Consider the following 19,192-nt stretch of genomic DNA (forward strand, 5'->3'; position numbering starts at 1 on the left):
CGGGTCAGCGCGGACCGCATCAGACCCAGATGCGGACGGCTTCCAGCTGCCGCGCCTGGCCGGTGGTCCCCACGTACACCGGGTTGCCGCTCACCGCGTTCAGCCAGCCGTAGTCGGCGACATGGGCCTGCGCCGCCACCGGCCCGGAGCCGACCTGGACGCCGAGCGCCTCCATCCGGCGTGCCTGGCCGGTGGTGCCGACGGTCACGGCCGCGCCGTCACCGGCGCACGCCCAGCCCTGCCAGCCGATGTCGGCGAGGTGCGCGTTGGCACAGACCCCGCCCGTGCCGCTGGTCGCGATCACCGCGGCCTCCATGCGGCGACCCTGCCCCGTCGTCCCGGCCACCGCGCCGTCGCACACCGTGGACTGCCAGCCCACGTCCTGCACATGGGCGGCGTAACACACCCGCCGGGCGTTCGGGGCCAGCGTCCGCTGCCGGGCGGCCGCCGCCTCCACCTCGCGGACCACCTCGGCCGGCGCCCGCAGGGCCGGACCGCCCGCGCTCACCGCGGTGCCCGCCGGAGCCGGCGCCGACGGCTTGCCCTGGGCCTGCGCCACGCCCGTGGCCCCCAGCGCGCCCGCCAGCGCCACGGCTAAGACGGCGCTCGCTGCCTTCACGGAATTCTTCATGGCTTTCCCCTCCTGGTACCGACTGGTCGCGCCCATCTGTACCGGCGGCCCGCGCCGGGCGGCAACCGGTTGGCGGCGGCACGGCCGAGAGGGGACGCGGCGTGGCGCACGGGGCGGGCTTGTGGCGGGGGCGAGGGCTGTGCCCGCGCGGCGCCCGGGTGCGGCTCAGGCGTCGAGGCGTCGCTCCAGCAGGATCACGCCGTACACCCGGCCGTCCGCGGCCTGTTTGGACGGGCACTCGCCGACGACCCGGTAGCCCGCGCTCCGGTAGTAGCCCAGCAGCCGGGGGTTGGTCGACAGGCAGTCCAGCCGGGAGCGCTCCCGGCCGGTCCGGGCGATCCGCCACTCGGCGTGTTCGAGTATCCGCCGGCCGGCGCCCGGGGGCGCGGCCTCGCGCTCCACCATCAGCCGGTGCACGTACCCGGCGACGGGCGGCTGCACGCCCCAGGCCTCTTCGTCCGACCACCACAGTTCGTACGCGCCGACGACCCGGCCGTCCGCGTCCTCGGCCAGCCACACCTCGCCGTCGCGCATCCGCGCGCGGAAGTGCGCCAGGTCCTTCTCGCCGGGCTTCCACTGGTCGATCCCGTGCTTGCGCATCCACCGGGCGGCCTGGTCGTACAGCTTCACCAGCGTGCCGGCGTCCTTCTCCACGGCCTGCCGGAACAACATCCCGTCGTCAATGATCACGCGGGCATTATCACGCGGGGCCCGCGCCACGTCATGATCACCGGGTGCCCGGTACCAGCGCCGCCAGCCGCCCCACGAGCACTCCGAACGGCCCGTCGGCCGGCTCCGCGGAGAGGATGCGGACCAGGATCTGCGCCATCTCCTCGTCGTAGGCGGCGCTCACGGCGGCCAGCGCGGCGAAGTCGTGCACGAGTTGGAGCTCCAGCTCGGAGCGCGGGATGCGCCGCCCGTCCAGCCAGATCAGCGCGGTGGACTCGGCGAGGGACACCCACGACCGCACGACCAGCTCCAGCCGCGCGGGCGGAGCGTCGGGCGAGACGCCCAGGTGCTTGAGGATCTCCTCGTACGCCGCCTGCCGGACCTCGTCGATCATCGCGTTGGCCCGGCTGCTGCCGGCCGCCGGACCGCCCCGCATCAACGCCGAGAAGCCGGGCCCGTGTTCGTCGACGAACGCGAAGAACCGGCCCATCACCCGCAGCAGCCGGGCCCCGAGCGGCCCCTCCTGCGGTTCGACGAAGCGCAGCGCCAGTTCGTCGGCGGCCCGCCGCAGCGCCGCCTCGTACAGGCTCAGCTTGCCGGGAAAGTAGTGGTAGACGAGCGGCCGCGATATGCCCGCGGCCGCCGCGATCTCGTCGATCGACACGTCGTCGGGCGACCGGTGGCTGAACAGCTCCAGGGCCACCCCGATCAGCTGTTGCCGCCGCTCCTCGACACCCATCCTGCGCCGCACCCCGGTTGTCATGCGGACACCCTACTTCCACTCCGGCGCGGGCCTCGGCGGGGTGTTCGCGCCGCTACAGGTCCAGGACCAGCCGGTCCGAGACGGCGCGGGAGACGCACAGGAGCATCGAGTCCGCGCGTTCGGCGTCGGTGAGGAGCTCATCGCGGTGCTCCACCTCCCCGGCCAGCACCCGGTGCCGGCAGGTCCCGCAGAAGCCCTGCTGGCAGGAGTACGGGGTGGCGGGCAGGGCGCGGCGCACCGCAGTCAGGGCGCTCTCGTCCGCCGCCACCTCGATCGTGCCCCCGGAGCGGCGGAGTTCGATCGTGAAGGCCTTCGATTCTCCCGCGGGCGCGGCCGCGCTGAAGCGCTCCAGGTGCACCGCCGAGGGGTCCGGGGCGGCGGCCAGGACCGCGGCCATCAGCGGCTCCGGGCCGCAGCAGTAGACGAGGGCGCCGGGGGGCGCGGCGAGCGCGCTCAGGTCCGGCAGGCCCGCCTCGTCCTGCGGCACGATCGTGACCCGGTCCCCGTACGCGGCTAGTTCCGCGAGGAACGGCATCGAGGCGCGGCTGCGGCCGCCGTACAGCAGCGTCCAGTCGGCCCCGGCCGCCGTGGCCGCCCGCAGCATCGGCGGGATCGGGGTGATCCCGATCCCGCCCGCCACGAACACGTACGCCGGGGCGGCCACCAGGGGGAACCGGTTGCGGGGCGCCCGCAGCCGCAGCTCGGCGCCCGGCACCAGCAGGGCGTGCGCCTCGCGGGAGCCGCCGCGGCCGTCCTCGATCAGCCGGACCGCGATCGTGTAGCGGCCCGCGTCCGCGGGGTCGCCGCACAGGCTGTACTGGCGCACCAGCCCCGACGGCAGTACGACGTCCACGTGCGCCCCCGGGCTCCAGGCGGGCAGCTCCGGCGATTCCAGGGTCAGCCGGACGACGCCCCGCGCGGGCTCGCTGCGCGCGACGACCGAGGCCCGCAGCAGCCGGCGCGGGGAGTGGCCGGAGACCGGGGTCTCCAGGGCCGGCAGCGGCCACAGGGGGGAGCGCCGGATGCGCCGGCGCAGCGCGCGCCGGGTCAGGAGCGCGGCGCCCGCCGCCGCCGTGAGCGTCAGGGCGCGCCTCATGCCGGCACCCCGCCGTTCGCGCCCGGCGAGGTGGCGAGGTAGGCGGCGGCCTGGGCCGTCGAGCCCTCCTGCGAGGGGTGGTAGGTCCGGGAGAGGTAGGTCGGGATGGACTTGAGCATCGAGCCCGTCGAGGGCAGCACGCCCTGCTGCCCGGCCCGGAACAGCTCGCCCAACGAGGCCTTGGCGACCGGGAGTCCGGGGTCGTTCTCCATGAAGAAGCGGACGCCGCGCTGCCAGAGGAACGCCAGGGCGGCGAAGGCCGTCGCCCAGGTCCGTACCCGGCGCCGGTAGCCGCCGTCGAGGTGCATGAAGAGGTCGAAGGCCACCGCCCGGTGCTCGACCTCCTCCGCCCCGTGCCAGCGCAGCAGGTCCAGCATCATCGGATCGGCGCCCCGGCGGTCGAGTTCGTCGGCGTTGAGGACCCAGTTGCCGAGGAACGCCGTGTAGTGCTCGACCGCCGCGATGATCGCGACGCGTTCCATCAGCCACCACTTGCGGGCCCGGCCCGGGGGCAGGGTCCGGTCGCCGAGCAGCTTCTCGAAGAACCAGTCGACCTGCGCCGTGTACGGGGTCGGGTCCAGGCCGAGCCGTTTCAGGTGCGGCAGCACGTCGTCGTGCGCGGCGGCGTGCATGGCCTCCTGGCCGATGAAGCCGACGACGTCCGCCCGCAGCCGCTCGTCCGTGATGTACGGGAGCACCTGCTTGTAGACGTGCACGAACCAGCGCTCCCCGGCGGGCAGCAGCAGGTGCAGGACGTTGATGGTGTGTCCGGCGAACGGGTCGCCGGGGAGCCAGTGCAGCGGGGTGTCCTCCCACGAGAAGGACACGTTCCGCGGCTGGAGGCCCGTGTGCTCGTACAGGCCCGGGTGTTCCGACGCCACGGGGGCGGGCGCGTGCGGCGTATTAGACATGGCGTCAATGTACTGAGGGGTAGGGCCGAGCAGAACCCCTGTGCGCCGGGATTTTCCGGGCTCCGGTTCGCGCCCGGCCCGGGCCGGTACGGAACTCCGGTTCGCGCCCGGCCCGGGTCGGTACGGAACTCCGGTCAGCGCAGGGCTTCCGCCTTCGTACCGTCCGTCAGCCTGCCCGAGAGGTCGACCTGCGCGCCCTGCGGCGCCTTCACGGCGAGGCGGTTCCCGTTCGCGCTCCCGTTCACGCCGCCGCCCGACGCCGACAGGGAGGCGAACTGGGCGCTGCCCGCAGCCAGTACGTACCACTGGCCCGCCTTCGACTTCCACAGCACGCCCGCCAGCACCCGGGGCTCCCGGGGGCCGCACGCCGCCGAGCCCTCCGCCTTGGCCGCCTGGGCCGCGAGCGGCGCGCCCGGGGCCAGGAACTGGGCCTGGACCCGGTCCGCGCTGCCCTGCCAGGTCTCCGCCCGGCTGCACAGCCAGGTCGCCGTCCCGTCCCCCTCGGGCAGCGGCTGCTTCGCGTACGTCCAGGCGTTGACGGTACGGACCCCGTGCGAGCGGACCGAGGGCAGCAGGCAGGCCGTCCGGGACCACTCGCCCAGCTCGGCGGCCTCCGTCACGTCGCGCTCCGCGCCCGGCGCGCCCGAGGTCAGCCGGACCGGGGTCAGTTCGCCCAGGTCCGTCACGAGCCGGGTGGCGCCGTCGCCGGTCAGGGCCAGCGCGTTCCAGCTCGTACAGCTGCCGGTGGGGGCGGGGCCGGGCACCGGCGGCGTCATTCCGTCCGGGGTCAGCTTGAGTGCCGAGGGCGACTCGCCCGGCTTGAGCAGGTCCCGCAGCGCGGCGCCGAGCACCCAGGGGGCGGTCAGGTAGCGGACGTTGCCGTCGACCCGGCTGAGCACCAGGGCGGTCGCGGTGTCCGCCGACGCCCCGTCCGTGCGGGCGAAGTCGAGGGCGGCTCCGGCGGTTCCGCTGCGCGGCTCCGCGTACCGGACCACGCGCAGCCCGTCGTACAGCAGGACCACCACCGCCTGGTCCACGGCCCCCGCGAACAGCAGCTGCGGCGGGCCCATCGGCGGCCCCGACGGCGTGCCGGGGGTGGCCGAGACGACCACCGTCCGCCCGGGGCGGGCCCACACGGTCAGCGCCCGGCGCAGCAGCGCGGCGTCGTCGACCCGGTCGCCGCGGGCGGGCCAGGCGGAGAAGTCGGTACGGGAGGAGGTGCGCCAGAGCGTGGGCGGCACCCGCACCAGCTGCCCGGGGTCCAGTGCCTGCTCCGCGACGGCGTTCTTCGCGTACAGCGGGGCGGCGGGCCCGTCCGAGCCCCAGCCGCCGCCCGGCAGCGCGAGCAGCGCCCCGCACACCGCGAGGGCGGCCGCGGCGGCGATCCCGGCCCGGGTGAACCGGCGCCGCCGCAACAGGTCGGTGGGCCGGGCCTGGAGCACGCACGGGTCGAACTCGGGGGAGGCGAAGAGGGCGTCGTGCGCCGGGTCCCCGGACTCCGCGACCGCCCCCGTCGGGTTCGCCACCCCGGCGTCGGCGAGCACCCTCAGGACATCGGGCTCCGCCAGCCCCTCCAGCGCGCGCAGCACGCACGCCGCGCGCCCGGGACCGCTCAGGGTGGTCAGCCACTGGTCCAGCGCCAGCTCCTCGGCCCCGCCGGAGCGCGGGAACAGCCGCAGCCCCCACACCTGGGGGAGCAGCCGGGGCAGTTGCCCGCGCAACGGGAGCGCCCGGAAGGTGAACGGGACGCCCGCCTCCAGGGCGGCGCGCAGCACGCGCAGCCGCACGTACGGGTACCCCGACTCGGGGCCCTCCAGCCCGCCCCGCTGCGCCGGGACCCCGCCGCGCACGGCGGAGTCGCCGCCCCGGCGGCCGCGCGGGAGCGCCCGCTGGGTCAGCGAGTGGGCGGTGAGCACCCGCCGGTTGCGCCCGAGGGAGGGCGGCAGCACCAGGTAAGCGAGCCGCACCAGCCGCGGGTAGTGCTCGACGATGGCGGCCTCGGCCTGTTCCAGGCCGGGCGTCAGGGGAGGCAGGGGGCGGGTGGCGGTATCCGGCGCAGTCACGTTCAGCAGAACGAGCGAATCGTCGGATGGTCACCCGCCATCAGCGCACCCGTTCGGGCGATTCCGCACGGCGAGGGGGTGACGGGCGGCCGCCACCGGGCCCGGGCCGGACCCCCCGCAACCTCAGGCGATCAGCCGGGTCCGCAGCGCCTCGACGGCCTCGTCCGGAACGCCGAGCCCTTCCCGTACGTACTTCTCCATGGAGCCGTAGCGGGCGGCGACCTCCTCCAGCGCCGTCTCCAGGTACGCGGGGAACACCCCGATCAGCGCCAGCGCGATCTCCGGGTCGCCGCCGGCCGCCGTGAAGCCCTCGATCATGGGCGCGAACGCCTGCTTGACCGCCGGGTTCACCGACATGTACTCGTCCATCAGGGTGCCGTCGTCCGCGCCGAGCAGCGACAGGATGACGGTCGCGCCCCACCCGGTACGGTCCTTGCCGGCGGTGCAGTGGAACAGCAGCGGGGCCGCCTGCGGATCGGCGGCCTCGGTGAGCAGCAGCCGGTAGGCGCTCTGCGCGGAGGCCGAGTTCACGAAGGACCGGTAGACCTCCCCGAAGACGGCCTGCGCCTTGCCGCCGCCCAGGTGCTCCTCCGCCACGACCGGGTCCGCCATCAGGTCCTTGAGCTGCGCCGCGGGCGGCATCTTGGCTATCCCCGCGTTCATCTTGTCCGCCAGTACGTCACTGATCAGCAGCCGCGCACCGGCGGGCAGCCGGTCCGGGTGGTCGGCGCGCTCGGCGTCGGAGCGGAAGTCGATGACCGTACGGATCCCCAGCGCGGACACCGCCGGATCGGCGTCCAGGTCGAGCCGGTCGAGCGCGCCGGAGCGCAGGACCAGCCCCGGCCGGACCGTGCGGCCGTCCGCGAGCGGAGTACCGCCGAGGTCGCGGAGGTTCGCGACGGTGGTGGAGGGGGTGGCGGTCATCGGGCGGCTCCAGACGCGGGGCGGGGTCGATTACTCGTGTCATGCGGGTCTATTGAGACCGATTTTCTGATGATTCACCCCGGAAAGACAATCGACGGCCAACGAGAGGCCGATGCCGATGCCGAGCGCGACCAGGTGCCCGGCGTCGGTGAAGGTGCGACCGCGCCCGAGCACCGGCCGGGCGGCGACCGCCAGCAGCCCCACCCGGACGGCGCACCTTACGCGCCCGTGCGGCAGCGCCGAGGTGAGGGCGCCGAGCACGGTGTTGAACCCGTAGCTGGTGCCGACGTCCAGGGCCCGGCGGGCCTCCCGGTCCGCCGTGCGCCGCAGCACCCCGTAGACGAGCAGCGTCGCCGCCGCGTGCCCGAAGAGGAACGCGCAGGCCGTCCACCAGGCCCCGTACGCGTACTCCGCGTACCCGAGCACCGCGGCCAGCAGCAGCGCGTAGGGCAGCGGCATGGGTTCCTCGACCGTGCAGGCACTGCTGAGCAGGGTCTCCCAGCGGCCCGCGGCCAGGTTGTCGACGTTCGTCGAGCAGCGGCGCAACAGCCGGTCCCGCGCCCGGGGGTCCAGCCGCTCCAGCGCGTGGGCGCCGAGCTGGACCCCGCCGGTGTAGACGACCGCGAGCGGCACCGGCCACGGGGAGCGCGGCCACGGGGAGCGCCGCCACGGGGGCGGCGGCTCGGCAGAGGGCGACCACGTCGACGGCGACCACGGCAGCAGGTTCACGCCCCCATGGTCGGACACGGCCTCCGCGCCGGGGGCGCCGGGGTCCATGGGAGCATGAGTCGACATGTCTGTTTCCCGCGCGCCGGTGCGTGCCCTGCGGGCCGCGATGTTCGCGGCGGTGTGTGTCGCTTTGGGTGCGGTGGGGCATTCGTACATGTCCGGAGCGGATGTTCCCGCTGCGGGACTTCTGTTCTGTTTCGGGGTGATCGGTTCCCTCGCCTGGCTCGCCGCCGGGCGCCGCCGGGGCCCCCTCGCGATCACCGCGGCGCTGCTCGCCGCGCAGGGCGCGCTGCACCTCGCCTTCACCGCGACCCAGACGGCCCGGCCGCCGGGCCCCGCCGCCGCCCCGATGCCCGCACACCGCCACATGCCGGGCATGGACATGGGCGCCATGGGTGCCGACACCACCGGCATGACGGAGATGCCCGGCATGGCGGGGATGGCCGGTCACGGGCACGGCGGCCTCGGCATGATCGCCGCGCACGTACTCGCCGGGGTGTTCTGCGCGGCCTGGCTGGCCTGGGGCGAGGCGGCCGTCTTCCGGCTCGCCGCGGCCGCCGGGGCCGCCGCGCTGGTGGCGGCCCGCCCGCTCGCCCGCGCGCTCGTACTCTTGCGGACCCGGGTGGCCCCGCCGCCGGCGCCGCCCGCGTACTGCGCCCCGTACGAACCGCCGCGCCGGCTGCGCGGCGCCGTACCCGCCCATGCCCTGGTCCGGCGCGGGCCCCCGGACCGGCGAGACACCCGAGCCACGGCCCCGGACCGGCCCGCCCCCGCCTGAAAGACGCGTGTGGCGAGGCCCGGGGCCGATCACCCATGTCTTCGCCAACTTTCAGGACACCCATGTCTCTTGACGAGCTCAAGGCCGACCCCACGGGGACGGCCGAAGCACCTTCCGACACGGCTTCCGGCCCGTCCGCCGCCGGTTCGGCCCCGCGCACCCCGGGAGCCTGGGCCGCGCTGCGGCCGCTGCTCCTGCGGATGCACTTCTACGCCGGGCTGCTGATAGCCCCGCTGCTGTTCGTCGCCGCCGCGACCGGGCTGCTGTACGCGGGCTCCTGGCAGGCCGAGAAGATCCTCTACGCCGACGAGCTGACCGTCGCCCGCGTCGGTGACCACCCGCAGCCGCTCGCCGGCCAGGTCGAGGCGGCCAAGGCCGCCGCGCCCCGGGGCAAGGTCGTCGCCGTCTGGCCCGCGCCCGACGCCGAGGCCACCACCCGGGTGATCATGCAGAGCCCGGGCCTCGCGGACGACGAGAACCTGACCGTCTTCGTCGACCCCTACACGGCCGACGTACGAGGCCGGCTCACCACCGTCGGCGACGCACTGCCGCTGCGCGCCTGGCTGAGCGGGCTGCACGCCGACCTCCGGCTCGGCGCGTTCGGCCGCAACTACAGCGAACTCGCCGCCAGCTGGCTGTGGGTGGTCGCCCTCGGCGGGCTCGCCCTGTGGATCGGCCGCCGCCGCGCCGGCAAGGCCCGCCTCGTCCTGCCCGACCGCGCCGCGACCGGCCGCCGCCGGACCCTGTCCTGGCACGGGGCGGTCGGCCTGTGGGCCGCCGCCGGACTCGTCGCCCTCTCCGCCACCGGCCTGACCTGGTCGAAGTACGCCGGTGAGCACATCGGTCAGCTCCAGGACGGGCTCGGCGGGGCCACCCCGTCGGTCTCGGCCCAGCTGTCCGGGAGCGCCGGCACCGACGGCGGCGACGAACACGCGGGCCATGTCATGACCGAAGGCATGGAGATGCCCCCGCCGCCGCCCACCGCGGACGTCGGCATCGACCGCGCCGTGGCCGCCGCCCGGGCCGCCGGCGTCACCGAGTCGCTGCGCGTGACCCTCCCCGCCGACGGCAAGGGCTACGTCATCAAGGAGGCGGACAAGCAGGTGCCGGTGCACCTGGACTCCGTCGCCGTCGACCCGGCCGACGGCAAGGTCATCGACGAACTGCGCTTCGCCGACTACCCCTTGCTCGCCCAGCTGACCCGCTTCGGCATCGACCTGCACATGGGTCTGACGTTCGGGATCGTCAACCAGCTGGCGCTGGCGGCGCTGGCCGTCGCGCTGATGTTCCTCATCTTCTGGGGCTACCGGATGTGGTGGCTGCGCCGGCCCACCAAGGAGCGCAGGCTCTCGGCCGGCCGCGCGCAGCCTCGCGGGGCATGGCGCAAGCTGCCCGTGACGCTGCTGCTGCCGCTCGCCGCGGTGACGGCGGTGGTCGGCTGGTTCGTGCCGATGCTGGGCATCAGCCTGCTGGCGTTCCTAGCGGTCGACGTCCTGCTCGGCTTCGTCGCCCGCCGCCGCCGCCGCGCCGCCTAGCCGGGCGGGCCCGTGCGCGCCTCCTCGCGCGCACGGGCCGGCCCGTTCAGGGGGCGTACTTGTAGCCCACCCGGCGTACGGTCTGGATCGCGTCGCGGTGGGCCGCGCCCAGCTTGCGGCGCAGGCGGGCGATGTGGACGTCCACGGTCCGGCCGTCACCGACGTGGCCGTAGCCCCAGACCGTGGTCACCAGCTGGTCCCGGCTGTGCACCCGGTGCGGGTGCGCCACCAAGTGGGCCAGCAGCTCGAACTCCAGGTACGTCAGGTCCAGCACCCGGCCGTCGACTTCGGCGGTGCGCCGCGCCGGGTCGATCCGTACGAGGGCGTCGCCGGTGGTCTCCGGGGCGGCGGGGCCGGTCTTCGCCGGGGCGGGAACGGACTGCGGGGCGAAGGCGATCGGCGGCTGCTGGTCGGCCGGTACGAGGACCAGGTAGCCGACCATCGGGGGGTGTCCGGGCAGCGCCGGCAGCGTGTGCTGGGGCGCGGGCAGCCAGGTGGCGCCGGGCGGGAGGAGGTCCACCACGCGGGCCACCTCGTCGCGGTCCACGGCGCGCAGCCGGTGGCGCGGACCGGGCGGATAGGTCAGGGGGGCGGAGGTCGCAGCGGAAGCGGCAGAAGTGATGGAGCGGGTGTTCGCCATGAGTGGTCAGCTCTTTCACGCGGAGTGGTCGGCAGGAGACGTACCTACGTCGTCGTTGTCGTACCGCGCAGACCGAAGGCTTCGGGGAGGTCCGGTGTGGTGGTTCCCGGAAGCTTTAGAGGGCCGGCGCGTTCTCCGCGCGGCAACACACCCGGTCGAAATCGTGGTCCTGACGGGACGGCCAGAACGGCTCCAGGTCGCTGCGACCTGACGAGGTGTGCGAGTGGCTGGCCATGGGCGTCATTCAAGCAGATGTACGGGGCGCGGGGCAGAGCGCGTCTCACTTCGTGGAGCGGTATCTCATATTCCGTCACCTCGGTCTGACCAGACCTCCGCAAAACCGGGCAAAGCGGCGGTCGGCAGTCCCGGCCGACCGGCCTCGGTTCCGCTCTCCGTATCGCATGCTGGTCGGATCCGTCCCAGCCGCCCGACGGCGGCGCCCGCCGGACCGGAAGCGGTCGGCGGACGCCCGCCGGGCGGCCGGGAGCGGTCAGCCGAGGCCGTCCTTCTCCAGTCCGGTGCAGCAGGTGTCGGTGATCAGGCGGGTCACCACGTACGGGTCGACGTTCGCGTTCGGGCGCCGGTCCTCGATGTACCCCTTGCCGTCCTTCTCCACCTGCCAGGGGATGCGGACCGAAGCGCCGCGGTCGGATACCCCGTAGCTGAACTCGTTCCACGGGGCGGTCTCGTGCAGACCCGTCAGGCGCTCGTCGATGCCGGCGCCGTAGTTCTTCACGTGGTCCATGGGCTTCGACCCCTCGCCCAGGGCCTCGCACGCGGAGATGATCGCGCGGTAGTCCTCGCGCATCGCCCTCGTGGAGAAGTTGGTGTGCGCGCCCGCGCCGTTCCAGTCGCCCTTCACCGGCTTCGGGTTCAGCGTCGCGGAGACGTTGAACTCCTCGGCCGTGCGGTACAGCAGCCAGCGGGCGATCCACAACTGGTCGGAGACCTCCAGCGGACCGACCGGGCCGACCTGGAACTCCCACTGGCCCGGCATGACCTCCGCGTTGATGCCGGAGATGCTCAGCCCCGCCGCCAGGCAGTGGTCCAGGTGCTTCTCGACGATCTCGCGCCCGAAGATCTCGTCCGAGCCGACGCCGCAGTAGTAGCCGCCCTGCGCGGCCGGGAATCCGTTCACCGGGAAGCCGAGCGGGCGGGTCCCGTCGAAGAAGGTGTACTCCTGCTCGATGCCGAAGACCGGTTCCTGGCCCGCGAACTTCTCGGCGACCGGACGCAGCAGCGCGCGGGTGTTCGACTCGTGCGGGGTCATGTCGATGTTCAGGACCTCGCAGAGCACGAGGACGCTCGTCCCGCCCCGGATCGGGTCCGGGCAGGAGAAGACGGGCTGCAGGACGCGGTCGGAGGCGTGGCCCTCGGCCTGGTTGGTGCTCGAACCGTCGAAGCCCCAGACCGGCAGCGCGTCCCCGTCGGCGATGATCTTCGTCTTGGAGCGCAGCTTCGCCGTCGGCTCGGTGCCGTCGATCCAGATGTACTCAGCCTTGTAGCTCACGGGCCCCATCCTTCGGTACGTCGCTCCGGCGCAGGCTCCGCGACCGCCGCGGCTTCTGACCCCGCCCTGCTGTTCGCAGCGTGCCCCTCCGCGATTTCTCTTCCGTTGCCCGGGTGTGAACCCCTTGTTACCGAGGTTTACCCCGCAGGTGGGAGTGGCCGTGCGGGTCGGGGCGGAACACCCGTGCGGGTGCGGCAGACTGGGCAGGTGAGCATTTCGTACGATTTGAACGCGTCCGCCGATCCCGCCCGGCCCGCCGGGGGCGGCCCCCGCCTCCGGGTGGGCCTGCTCGGCACCGGCCCCTGGGCGCAGCGCACCCATGCCCCGGCCCTCGCCGCGCACGCGGGCTCCGACTTCGCCGGGGTGTGGGGCCGGCGCCCCGGAGCGGCGGCCGAGCTGGCGCGGGCCCACGGCGTGAAGGTGTACGAAGACCCCGACGCGCTGTTCGCGGACTGTGACGCCGTGGCCTTCGCGCTGCCGCCGGACGTACAGGCGCCGCTCGCCGTGCGCGCGGCCGCCGCCGGGTGCCACCTGCTGCTCGACAAGCCCGTCGCCACGACCGTCGCGGACGCCCGCGCGGTCACGGAGGCCGCCGCCCGGCACGGCGTCGCCTCCGTCGTCTTCCTCACCCTCCGCTTCGCGGAGCCGGCCGCCGCCTGGGTCGAGGAGCAGGCCGGCCGGAGCGGGTGGTTCACCGCCTCCGCCCACTGGCTCGGCGCGGTCTTCCCGCCCGACGGCGAGCCGAGCCCGTACGCCGAGTCGCCCTGGCGCAGGACCAAGGGCGGCCTGTGGGACGTCGGGCCGCACGCGCTGTCCGTACTGATCCCGGTGCTGGGCGACGTCACCGCCGTCTCCGCCACCCGGGGGCCGTCCGACGTCGTCCAACTGGCCCTGCGCCACACCTCGGGGGCGGTCAGCACCGCCGTGCTCAGCCTGGGCGCGCCGCGCGCCGCGGCGGGGGTCGGGCTGGAGCTGCGCGGCGCCGAGGGCGTCTTCGGCATGCCCGACTGGACCGACGTGCCCGGTGCGTACGGCCGGGCGCTGGACGCGCTGCTCACCGCGGCGCGGACGGGGCGGCCGGATCCGCGCGGAGCGGAGTTCGGGGCGAGGCTGACGGAGATCCTGGCGGAGGCGGAGCGCCTGGCGGCGCAGGCGTAACGGGCTGCCCGGCGGGCGCGGCCGGTGGCGGGTGCGGTCGGCGGTCGGCGGCCGGCGCTATTTGATGAGGGCGTTGGCCACGATGACCACCACCCCGATCGCGGCGTCCGCCAGGCCGATGAGCAGCGCGCTGCGCGGCCGGTAGCCGACCCGTACGGCCGAGAAGATGCCCCAGCCGAACAGCAGCGCGGTGTTCAGGATGAGCGCGACCCCGGTCACCTTGTACTCGGGCCACCCAGTGACCCCCGCGAGCACCAGCAGCAGGACGCTGGGCAGGGTGGCCGCCACCATGGGCCACTCCTGCCACATGGCGAGCCCGAGCCCCGTCCACCGGTGGCCGGGGGAGCCGGGCTGATGGGTGCTCATGTGGTGGGCGTAGCCGTGCGCGAGCGCGGCCGTCGCGGCGGTGACCAGGATCCAGGTGGCGTCGTAGAAGGGTGAGTAATGCTCGCCCGTCCGCTCCAGCGCGGCCAGCAGCCCGCTGGCCAGCACGGTCCCGTACACCCCGCTGAAGGTCCAGCCGCCGTGGCGGCGGGGCGGGGGGAGTGACAGAGCGGATTCCTGCGGCGATGCGGTCACATTGGTCCCTTATTGCGTATTGCGCCGGTATGTACTCCTTTTCCCGGTCCAGGGTAGGGGGTCGGGGGTGGGTGCCGGTTAAGCGCTTCCGGGCAGGGGCGGCCCGGCCGGCTACCGGCGCGAGAGGGCCTCGCGGACCGCTTCCTCCGAACGGGCCACCACGGCCGTGCCGTCCTCGGCGGTGATGATGGGCCGCTGGATCAGCTTCGGGTGCGCCGCCAGGTGGGCGATCCAGCGCGAGCGCGCCTCTTCGGTCTCCTCGCGCGGCAGTTCCCGCACGCCGGTCTCCTTCGCCAGCGGGTCCGAGGTCCGGGTGATGTCCCAGGGCTCCAGACCGAGGCGGCCCAGCACCTCGCGGATCTCGGCCTCGGACGGTACGTCTTCCAGGTAGCGGCGCACCGTGTACTCGGCGCCCTCGGCGTCCAGCAGGGTCAGCGCGCTACGGCACTTCGAACAGGCGGGATTGATCCAGATCTCCATGCACGAAGCCTAGCCAGGAGCGTGGCGAGGAGCCCGGCCGGCAGCCGTCTGGCCAGGGGCGATTGTCAGTGGCCCGCCGTAAAATCGAGGGAGCACGACAGGAAGCCAACTACCGTTTGGGAGGCTGTATATGGCCGCTGCCGCGATCATTTCGATGCCCAAGAAGAAGCCACTGCCGGCCGGGCTGCCGCGCGAGTGGTACGAGAGCCACAACCGCCGCCTCAAGGCGATGCGGCTGGCGATATCCCTGCTCGACACGGGGACGTACGACGCCAAGCGCGCCACCAACCGCAAGATCCGGACCATGGCGGTCCGGGTCGGCATCCACCGCCCGTCCAACACCACCTGCCGGATGGTGCGGTCCTTCATCCGCGACGGCGGCTGACACCCGGGCGGCGGGGGCCGTCCCCGCGGCGCCGGCCGGCACCTACTCCGGCGCCGCACCGGCCTCCGCCGCCGACAGCACCAGCACCGCCACGTCGTCGTTCGGCCCGCCGTCGGTGAAGGCCAGCAGGTCCCGCCACACCGCGCGCGGCAGTCCCTCCGGGTCCTTCACCAGCATCGGGACCCGCTGCCGCAAGGGGTAGAAGCGCCCCGCGGCGTCCCGGGCCTCGGTGACCCCGTCCGTGTGCACGAGGAGCCGGTCGCCCGGCAGCAGCGGAACCTCCGTGAGCGGTGCGGGCGCCGGGCCGGCCAGCCCGAGACCCAGCGGGGGCCCCGGCTCCACGACCAGTTCGCGGGCCCCGAAGCCCCGGAGCAGCAGCACCGGCGGGTGCCCGCACGAGGCGATCCGCACCACGTCCCGGTCCGGCGGGAACTCCAGCAGCACCGCCGTGGCGAACAGCTCCGGGTGCTCCTCGGACCCGTCCGCCGCGTCCTCCAGCAGCCGCCGGTCCAGCCGGGCCGCGACCGCCTCCAGCCCGGGGTCGTCCAGCGCCGCCTCGCGGAAGGCGCCCAGCAGCGCGGCCACCGTCCCGACCGCCGCCAGACCGTGACCGCGTACGTCGCCCACCACCGCCCGCACCCCGTAGGGGCCGGCCCGTACGTCGAACAGGTCGCCGCCGACCAGCGTGCCGCGCTGGGCCGCCCGGTAGAGGCCGTCGCAGCGCACCCGGCCCACCCGCTCCGGTACCGGGGGCAGCAGCGCCAGCTGCGCCGCCTCGGCGACCGTACGGACGCTGACCAGCTGGGCGTCGCGGCGGCGCCGGACCCAGGCGATGATCACGCTGAGCAGGCCGACGGTGGCCACGGTGGCCAGGTCGGTCCCGCGGGCCTGCCCGACGCCCAGCCGGTGGAAGCCGAGCAGCACCAGCACCACCACGGCGTAAGCCGCCGTCCCCACGGCCCCGTACGAGAAGGCCGCCACGGCCGGGATCGCGGCCAGGAAGTAGCCGAGCTCCGTGATGCCGGGGGTGAGCCACTGCACGCAAGTCAGCACGACCAGGGCCACCAGGGGCGCGGCCCGGGCCCAGCGCGGCGGCGGCGCGCCCCGGAGCCAGCCGGGCTCCTCGCGTCCGTGCATCACCCCTCCACCCTGGCTCCGCCGGGCGGGCACCGCACGCCGGGTGGTGCCGAACGCGCCGACGTCGGACAGTGGTGCCGTGACGGATACGGCGGACACCCGCAGCGGGGCGATCAGCACCCGGTTGAACTGGCTGCGGGCGGGGGTGCTGGGCGCCAACGACGGGATCATCTCCACCGCGGGCCTGGTGGTCGGTGTGGCCGGGGCGACGACCGCGAGGGGGACGATCCTGACGGCGGGAGTGGCCGGTCTGCTGGCCGGGTCGCTGTCGATGGCGGCGGGTGAGTACGTATCGGTCAGTTCCCAGCGTGACTCCGAGCGGGCCGCCCTGGACGTGGAGCGGCGGGAACTCGTGGACGACCCGGAGGCGGAACTGGAAGAACTGACCGGGCTGCTCACGGAGCGGGGGCTGAGCCTGGAACTGGCCCGGGAGGCGGCCGAACAGCTGACGGAACGGGACGCGCTGCGGGCGCACGCCCGGGTGGAGCTCGGCATCAACCCGGACGAGCTGGCGAACCCCTGGCACGCGGCGTGGGCCAGCCTGATCGCCTTCACGGTGGGGGCGGTGCTGCCGCTGCTCGCGATCGTGCTGCCCGGCCCCACGGCGAGGGTGCCGGTCACCGTGGTGGCCGTACTCGCGGCGCTGACCCTGTGCGGGGTGGTCAGCGCCCGGCTGGGCGGCGCCCCGGCGGGCCGGGCGGTGCTGCGCAACGTCGGCGGCGGGGCGCTGGCCATGGCCGTCACGTACGCGGTGGGCACGCTGCTGGGCAGCACCGGCTGACGACGCGGGCCGCAGAAGACCGCCCGGACGGCTCCCGGCCCGCACACTGGGCCCATGCGAATCGCCGTCACCGGATCCAGCGGTCTCATCGGCAGCGCCCTCGTAAGGGCCCTGCACGCGGACGGGCACGAGGTCGTGCGCCTGGTGCGCCGCGCCCCCGCGGGGGACGGGGAGGCACGGTGGGATCCCGCCCGCGGGTACGTGGACCCGGCCGGGCTGGCCGGCTGCGGGGCCGTCGTGCACCTGGCCGGCGCCGGGGTCGGGGACCGCCGGTGGACGGCTGCCTACAAGCGGGAGATCCGGGACAGCCGGGTGCTCGGGACCGCCGCGATCGCCCGGGCCGTCGCGGAGCTGGAGCGGCCCCCGGCCGTCCTCGTCTGCGGCAGCGCCATCGGCTACTACGGCGACACCGCCGACCGCACCGTCGACGAGGACGCCCCGGCGGGGGAGGGGTTCCTGCCCTCCGTCTGCGTGGAGTGGGAGGCGGCCGCCGCGCCCGCCCGGGCCGCCGGGATCCGGACCGTGTTCGCCCGTACCGGCCTGGTGGTCTCCGCCGAAGGCGGAGCCTGGGGCAAGCTCTTCCCCATCTTCCGGGCCGGGCTAGGCGGCCGGCTCGGCGACGGCCGCCAGTACTGGTCGTACATCTCGATGCACGACGAGATCGCCGCCCTGCGCCACCTCGTGGACACGCCGGAGCTGACCGGTCCGGTCAACCTCACCGCTCCCGAGCCGCTGACCAACCGTGAGGTCACGGCCGCCATGGGCCGCGTCCTGCGCCGTCCGGCGGTGTTCGCCGTGCCGGCCCCGGTCATGCGAGTGGTGCTCGGGGAGTTCGCCGGGGACGTACTGGGCAGCCAGCGGGTGCGGCCCACCCGGCTGCTGGAGTCCGGCTTCGTCTTCCGCCACCCCGGCATCGACGCGTCGATCCGCGCCGCGCTGGCCGGTTGAGTCCCGAGAAGCCCGGCGTCCGCCCGACCCCGGCGGCCCGGGGGAGCGTCAGCCAGCCCATGTGCGACCGCTTGTGACCCACATGCGACCGTCATGCGACCGGAGTTGTGCGCAATACCCCACAGGACTTGGGTTCTGCCGTAGCCGGAGCGGGGAAGGAGGACCCCACACAGCCGCGCCGACCTCGGGGAGGGGCACGTGCTCAGCAGCGCACACCATGCGGACGTCGTCATCGTAGGAGCCGGAGTCTCAGGACTCGCGGCCGCACACCACCTGATCGCCCAGGGGGTCACCGTCACCGTGCTGGAGTCCGCCGACGACCCAGGCGGCCGGATGGCCACCGAGTCGGCCGACGGCTTCCGGCTCGACCGGGTCGGCCAGCTCCTGAACACCTCGTACACCGAGCCCGCCCGCACCCCGGGCCTGGAGGCCCTCACCCTGCGCACCTTCGCGCCCGGCGTACTGGTCCACGGCGCCGACGGCAGGCAGCAGCGCGCCGGGGCCCTCACCCCCGCCCGCGCCCTGGCCAGCGGCTCCCTCGACCAGGCCCGGCTCAGCGCGGCCCTCGGCCGGCTCGCCGCCCAGCCCGAGGACCGGCTGCTCGCCCGGCCCGAACGCACCGCCCTCGCGGCCCTCACCGCCCGCGGCCTGCCCCCGCGCACGGTCAGCGGCGTACTGCGCCCGCTCCTGGCCACCCTGCTGCGCGACCCGGACCTCAGCACCTCCAGCCGGGTCGCCGACCTCGCCCTGCGGGGCTTCGCCCGGGGCCGGCTGGCCGTCCCCGAGGGCGGCGCGGCGACCCTGCCCGCCCTGCTCGCCGCCGCCCTGCCGCCCGGCACCGTACGCACCGGGGTCCGGGTGCGGTCGGTGGCGACCAACCTGGTCACCACCGAACGGCACGGCGACTTCGGCTGCCGCTCCGCGGTCCTCGCCACCGGGGCCCGGGCCGCCGCCGACCTGCTGCCCGGGCTGCGCGTGCCCGACTTCCACGAGGTCACCGTCCTGCACCACGCGACGCCCGCCGTCCTGCCCTGGGACGGCTCGCTGCTCCTGGACGCCGACCCGAAGTGGCCCGTCGCCCACACCACCGTGATGAGCGCGGTCGACCCGACGCGGGCCCCGGCCGGGCGCAGCCTGGTCACCACCACCGTGCACGGACCGCCGCCGCCCGTCCGGACGGTCGCCTCCCGGCTGGCCCGGCTCTACGACACCCCGACCCGGGACTGGGAGCTGCTCGCCGTCCACCACACCCCGGAGGCGGTGCCCGCCATGCCGCCGCCGTACGACCTGCGGCGCCCGGTGCGGGTCCTGGCCGGGCTGTACGTGTGCGGCGACCACCGCGACTCCAACACCGTCCAGGGAGCCCTGCACTCCGCCCGCCGCGCCGCGGCCGCCGTCCTGCGCGACTTCGGCATCCCGGTACCGGCCGCCGCCGAGCGCCCGCTCCCGGTGGCGGCCTGAGTCCCCAGGGCCGG

The 19,192-nt window shown here is 74.9% G+C and carries 20 protein-coding genes; 7 read left to right on the forward strand and 13 right to left on the reverse strand.

Annotated features, from left to right (window positions below):
• Nucleotides 1-19 precede the first annotated feature (19 nt).
• The 8 genes from ACZ4M3_RS14460 to ACZ4M3_RS14495 form a co-directional block, all read right to left on the reverse strand.
• Nucleotides 20-631 (reverse strand): hypothetical protein, encoded by a 612-nt coding sequence (locus ACZ4M3_RS14460; protein WP_467732410.1) that lies wholly within the window; start codon nucleotides 629-631, stop codon nucleotides 20-22.
• A gap of 165 nt (nucleotides 632-796) precedes the next feature.
• On the reverse strand, nucleotides 797-1,321 hold the full coding sequence (locus ACZ4M3_RS14465) for a GNAT family N-acetyltransferase (protein ID WP_467732412.1): 525 nt from the start codon (nucleotides 1,319-1,321) through the stop codon (nucleotides 797-799).
• A gap of 37 nt (nucleotides 1,322-1,358) precedes the next feature.
• A complete protein-coding gene (locus ACZ4M3_RS14470; RefSeq protein ID WP_467732414.1) occupies nucleotides 1,359-2,063 on the reverse strand; it encodes a TetR/AcrR family transcriptional regulator in 705 nt (234 codons plus the stop codon).
• Nucleotides 2,064-2,115: 52 nt separating this feature from the next.
• Nucleotides 2,116-3,159 carry a PDR/VanB family oxidoreductase gene (locus tag ACZ4M3_RS14475; RefSeq protein WP_467732416.1) on the reverse strand — a complete coding sequence of 348 codons (1,044 nt, stop codon included), beginning with the start codon at nucleotides 3,157-3,159 and terminating at the stop codon, nucleotides 2,116-2,118.
• The gene (locus tag ACZ4M3_RS14480; RefSeq protein WP_467732418.1) at nucleotides 3,156-4,070 is read right to left on the reverse strand and encodes a metal-dependent hydrolase; all 915 of its coding nucleotides are present in this window, start codon (nucleotides 4,068-4,070) and stop codon (nucleotides 3,156-3,158) included. The genes ACZ4M3_RS14475 and ACZ4M3_RS14480 overlap by 4 nt, the downstream gene beginning before the upstream one ends.
• Nucleotides 4,071-4,204: 134 nt before the next feature.
• Nucleotides 4,205-6,133, reverse strand: coding sequence for a hypothetical protein (locus ACZ4M3_RS14485; RefSeq protein WP_467732420.1), 1,929 nt, complete (start codon nucleotides 6,131-6,133; stop codon nucleotides 4,205-4,207).
• 123 nt (nucleotides 6,134-6,256) lie between these two features.
• The gene (locus tag ACZ4M3_RS14490; protein ID WP_467732422.1) at nucleotides 6,257-7,057 is read right to left on the reverse strand and encodes a tyrosine-protein phosphatase; all 801 of its coding nucleotides are present in this window, start codon (nucleotides 7,055-7,057) and stop codon (nucleotides 6,257-6,259) included.
• 39 nt (nucleotides 7,058-7,096) lie between these two features.
• Nucleotides 7,097-7,852, reverse strand: coding sequence for a rhomboid-like protein (locus ACZ4M3_RS14495; RefSeq protein ID WP_467732424.1), 756 nt, complete (start codon nucleotides 7,850-7,852; stop codon nucleotides 7,097-7,099).
• On the opposite strand from ACZ4M3_RS14495, the gene ACZ4M3_RS14500 reads away from it, so the two are divergent.
• The gene (locus ACZ4M3_RS14500; RefSeq protein ID WP_467732426.1) at nucleotides 7,851-8,564 is read left to right on the forward strand and encodes a hypothetical protein; all 714 of its coding nucleotides are present in this window, start codon (nucleotides 7,851-7,853) and stop codon (nucleotides 8,562-8,564) included. The two genes, ACZ4M3_RS14495 and ACZ4M3_RS14500, sit on opposite strands and share 2 nt — an antisense overlap.
• Nucleotides 8,565-8,626: 62 nt before the next feature.
• Nucleotides 8,627-10,099 carry a PepSY-associated TM helix domain-containing protein gene (locus ACZ4M3_RS14505; protein ID WP_467732428.1) on the forward strand — a complete coding sequence of 491 codons (1,473 nt, stop codon included), beginning with the start codon at nucleotides 8,627-8,629 and terminating at the stop codon, nucleotides 10,097-10,099.
• Nucleotides 10,100-10,145: 46 nt separating this feature from the next.
• Here ACZ4M3_RS14505 and ACZ4M3_RS14510 read toward each other — a convergent pair whose 3' ends face one another.
• Together ACZ4M3_RS14510 and glnII are read right to left on the reverse strand one after the other, a co-directional pair.
• Nucleotides 10,146-10,739 carry a winged helix-turn-helix domain-containing protein gene (locus tag ACZ4M3_RS14510; RefSeq protein WP_467732430.1) on the reverse strand — a complete coding sequence of 198 codons (594 nt, stop codon included), beginning with the start codon at nucleotides 10,737-10,739 and terminating at the stop codon, nucleotides 10,146-10,148.
• 490 nt (nucleotides 10,740-11,229) lie between these two features.
• Nucleotides 11,230-12,249 carry a glutamine synthetase gene (glnII, locus tag ACZ4M3_RS14515; RefSeq protein ID WP_467732432.1) on the reverse strand — a complete coding sequence of 340 codons (1,020 nt, stop codon included), beginning with the start codon at nucleotides 12,247-12,249 and terminating at the stop codon, nucleotides 11,230-11,232.
• Nucleotides 12,250-12,474: 225 nt separating this feature from the next.
• Between glnII and ACZ4M3_RS14520 the strand changes: the two genes are divergently transcribed.
• Nucleotides 12,475-13,407, forward strand: coding sequence for a Gfo/Idh/MocA family protein (locus ACZ4M3_RS14520; protein ID WP_467733089.1), 933 nt, complete (start codon nucleotides 12,475-12,477; stop codon nucleotides 13,405-13,407).
• Between the two features lie 57 nt (nucleotides 13,408-13,464).
• On the opposite strand, the gene ACZ4M3_RS14525 is transcribed toward ACZ4M3_RS14520, so the two are convergent.
• Together ACZ4M3_RS14525 and ACZ4M3_RS14530 are read right to left on the reverse strand one after the other, a co-directional pair.
• Nucleotides 13,465-13,986 carry a hypothetical protein gene (locus ACZ4M3_RS14525; RefSeq protein WP_467732434.1) on the reverse strand — a complete coding sequence of 174 codons (522 nt, stop codon included), beginning with the start codon at nucleotides 13,984-13,986 and terminating at the stop codon, nucleotides 13,465-13,467.
• A gap of 111 nt (nucleotides 13,987-14,097) precedes the next feature.
• Nucleotides 14,098-14,466 carry an ArsC/Spx/MgsR family protein gene (locus ACZ4M3_RS14530; protein ID WP_453355444.1) on the reverse strand — a complete coding sequence of 123 codons (369 nt, stop codon included), beginning with the start codon at nucleotides 14,464-14,466 and terminating at the stop codon, nucleotides 14,098-14,100.
• Nucleotides 14,467-14,596: 130 nt separating this feature from the next.
• Between ACZ4M3_RS14530 and ACZ4M3_RS14535 the strand changes: the two genes are divergently transcribed.
• Nucleotides 14,597-14,851: a hypothetical protein gene (locus ACZ4M3_RS14535; protein WP_136215518.1), complete on the forward strand. Its 255-nt coding sequence runs from the start codon at nucleotides 14,597-14,599 to the stop codon at nucleotides 14,849-14,851.
• 42 nt (nucleotides 14,852-14,893) lie between these two features.
• Here ACZ4M3_RS14535 and ACZ4M3_RS14540 read toward each other — a convergent pair whose 3' ends face one another.
• On the reverse strand, nucleotides 14,894-15,988 hold the full coding sequence (locus ACZ4M3_RS14540; RefSeq protein ID WP_467732437.1) for a PP2C family protein-serine/threonine phosphatase: 1,095 nt from the start codon (nucleotides 15,986-15,988) through the stop codon (nucleotides 14,894-14,896).
• A gap of 79 nt (nucleotides 15,989-16,067) precedes the next feature.
• Between ACZ4M3_RS14540 and ACZ4M3_RS14545 the strand changes: the two genes are divergently transcribed.
• From ACZ4M3_RS14545 to ACZ4M3_RS14555, 3 genes are all read left to right on the forward strand, one after another.
• On the forward strand, nucleotides 16,068-16,769 hold the full coding sequence (locus ACZ4M3_RS14545) for a VIT1/CCC1 transporter family protein (RefSeq protein WP_467732439.1): 702 nt from the start codon (nucleotides 16,068-16,070) through the stop codon (nucleotides 16,767-16,769).
• A gap of 54 nt (nucleotides 16,770-16,823) precedes the next feature.
• Nucleotides 16,824-17,717, forward strand: a complete 894-nt coding sequence (locus ACZ4M3_RS14550) for a TIGR01777 family oxidoreductase (RefSeq protein ID WP_467732441.1) — start codon at nucleotides 16,824-16,826, stop codon at nucleotides 17,715-17,717.
• A 198-nt stretch (nucleotides 17,718-17,915) separates the two neighbouring features.
• Nucleotides 17,916-19,178: an FAD-dependent oxidoreductase gene (locus ACZ4M3_RS14555; RefSeq protein ID WP_467732443.1), complete on the forward strand. Its 1,263-nt coding sequence runs from the start codon at nucleotides 17,916-17,918 to the stop codon at nucleotides 19,176-19,178.
• Nucleotides 19,179-19,192 lie beyond the last annotated feature (14 nt).

It is taken from the genome of Streptomyces sp. NPDC026522 (assembly GCF_055567555.1).

Coding starts and splice junctions, on each gene's coding strand:
- ACZ4M3_RS14460 (WP_467732410.1), bottom strand. CDS start 631: ATGAAGAATTCCGTGAAGGCAGCGAGCGCCGTCTTAGCCGTGGCGCTG.
- ACZ4M3_RS14470 (WP_467732414.1), bottom strand. CDS start 2,063: ATGACAACCGGGGTGCGGCGCAGGATGGGTGTCGAGGAGCGGCGGCAA.
- ACZ4M3_RS14475 (WP_467732416.1), bottom strand. CDS start 3,159: ATGAGGCGCGCCCTGACGCTCACGGCGGCGGCGGGCGCCGCGCTCCTG.
- ACZ4M3_RS14480 (WP_467732418.1), bottom strand. CDS start 4,070: ATGTCTAATACGCCGCACGCGCCCGCCCCCGTGGCGTCGGAACACCCG.
- ACZ4M3_RS14490 (WP_467732422.1), bottom strand. CDS start 7,057: ATGACCGCCACCCCCTCCACCACCGTCGCGAACCTCCGCGACCTCGGC.
- ACZ4M3_RS14500 (WP_467732426.1), top strand. CDS start 7,851: ATGTCTGTTTCCCGCGCGCCGGTGCGTGCCCTGCGGGCCGCGATGTTC.
- ACZ4M3_RS14495 (WP_467732424.1), bottom strand. CDS start 7,852: ATGTCGACTCATGCTCCCATGGACCCCGGCGCCCCCGGCGCGGAGGCC.
- ACZ4M3_RS14505 (WP_467732428.1), top strand. CDS start 8,627: ATGTCTCTTGACGAGCTCAAGGCCGACCCCACGGGGACGGCCGAAGCA.
- ACZ4M3_RS14510 (WP_467732430.1), bottom strand. CDS start 10,739: ATGGCGAACACCCGCTCCATCACTTCTGCCGCTTCCGCTGCGACCTCC.
- ACZ4M3_RS14530 (WP_453355444.1), bottom strand. CDS start 14,466: ATGGAGATCTGGATCAATCCCGCCTGTTCGAAGTGCCGTAGCGCGCTG.
- ACZ4M3_RS14535 (WP_136215518.1), top strand. CDS start 14,597: ATGGCCGCTGCCGCGATCATTTCGATGCCCAAGAAGAAGCCACTGCCG.
- ACZ4M3_RS14540 (WP_467732437.1), bottom strand. CDS start 15,988: ATGCACGGACGCGAGGAGCCCGGCTGGCTCCGGGGCGCGCCGCCGCCG.
- ACZ4M3_RS14550 (WP_467732441.1), top strand. CDS start 16,824: ATGCGAATCGCCGTCACCGGATCCAGCGGTCTCATCGGCAGCGCCCTC.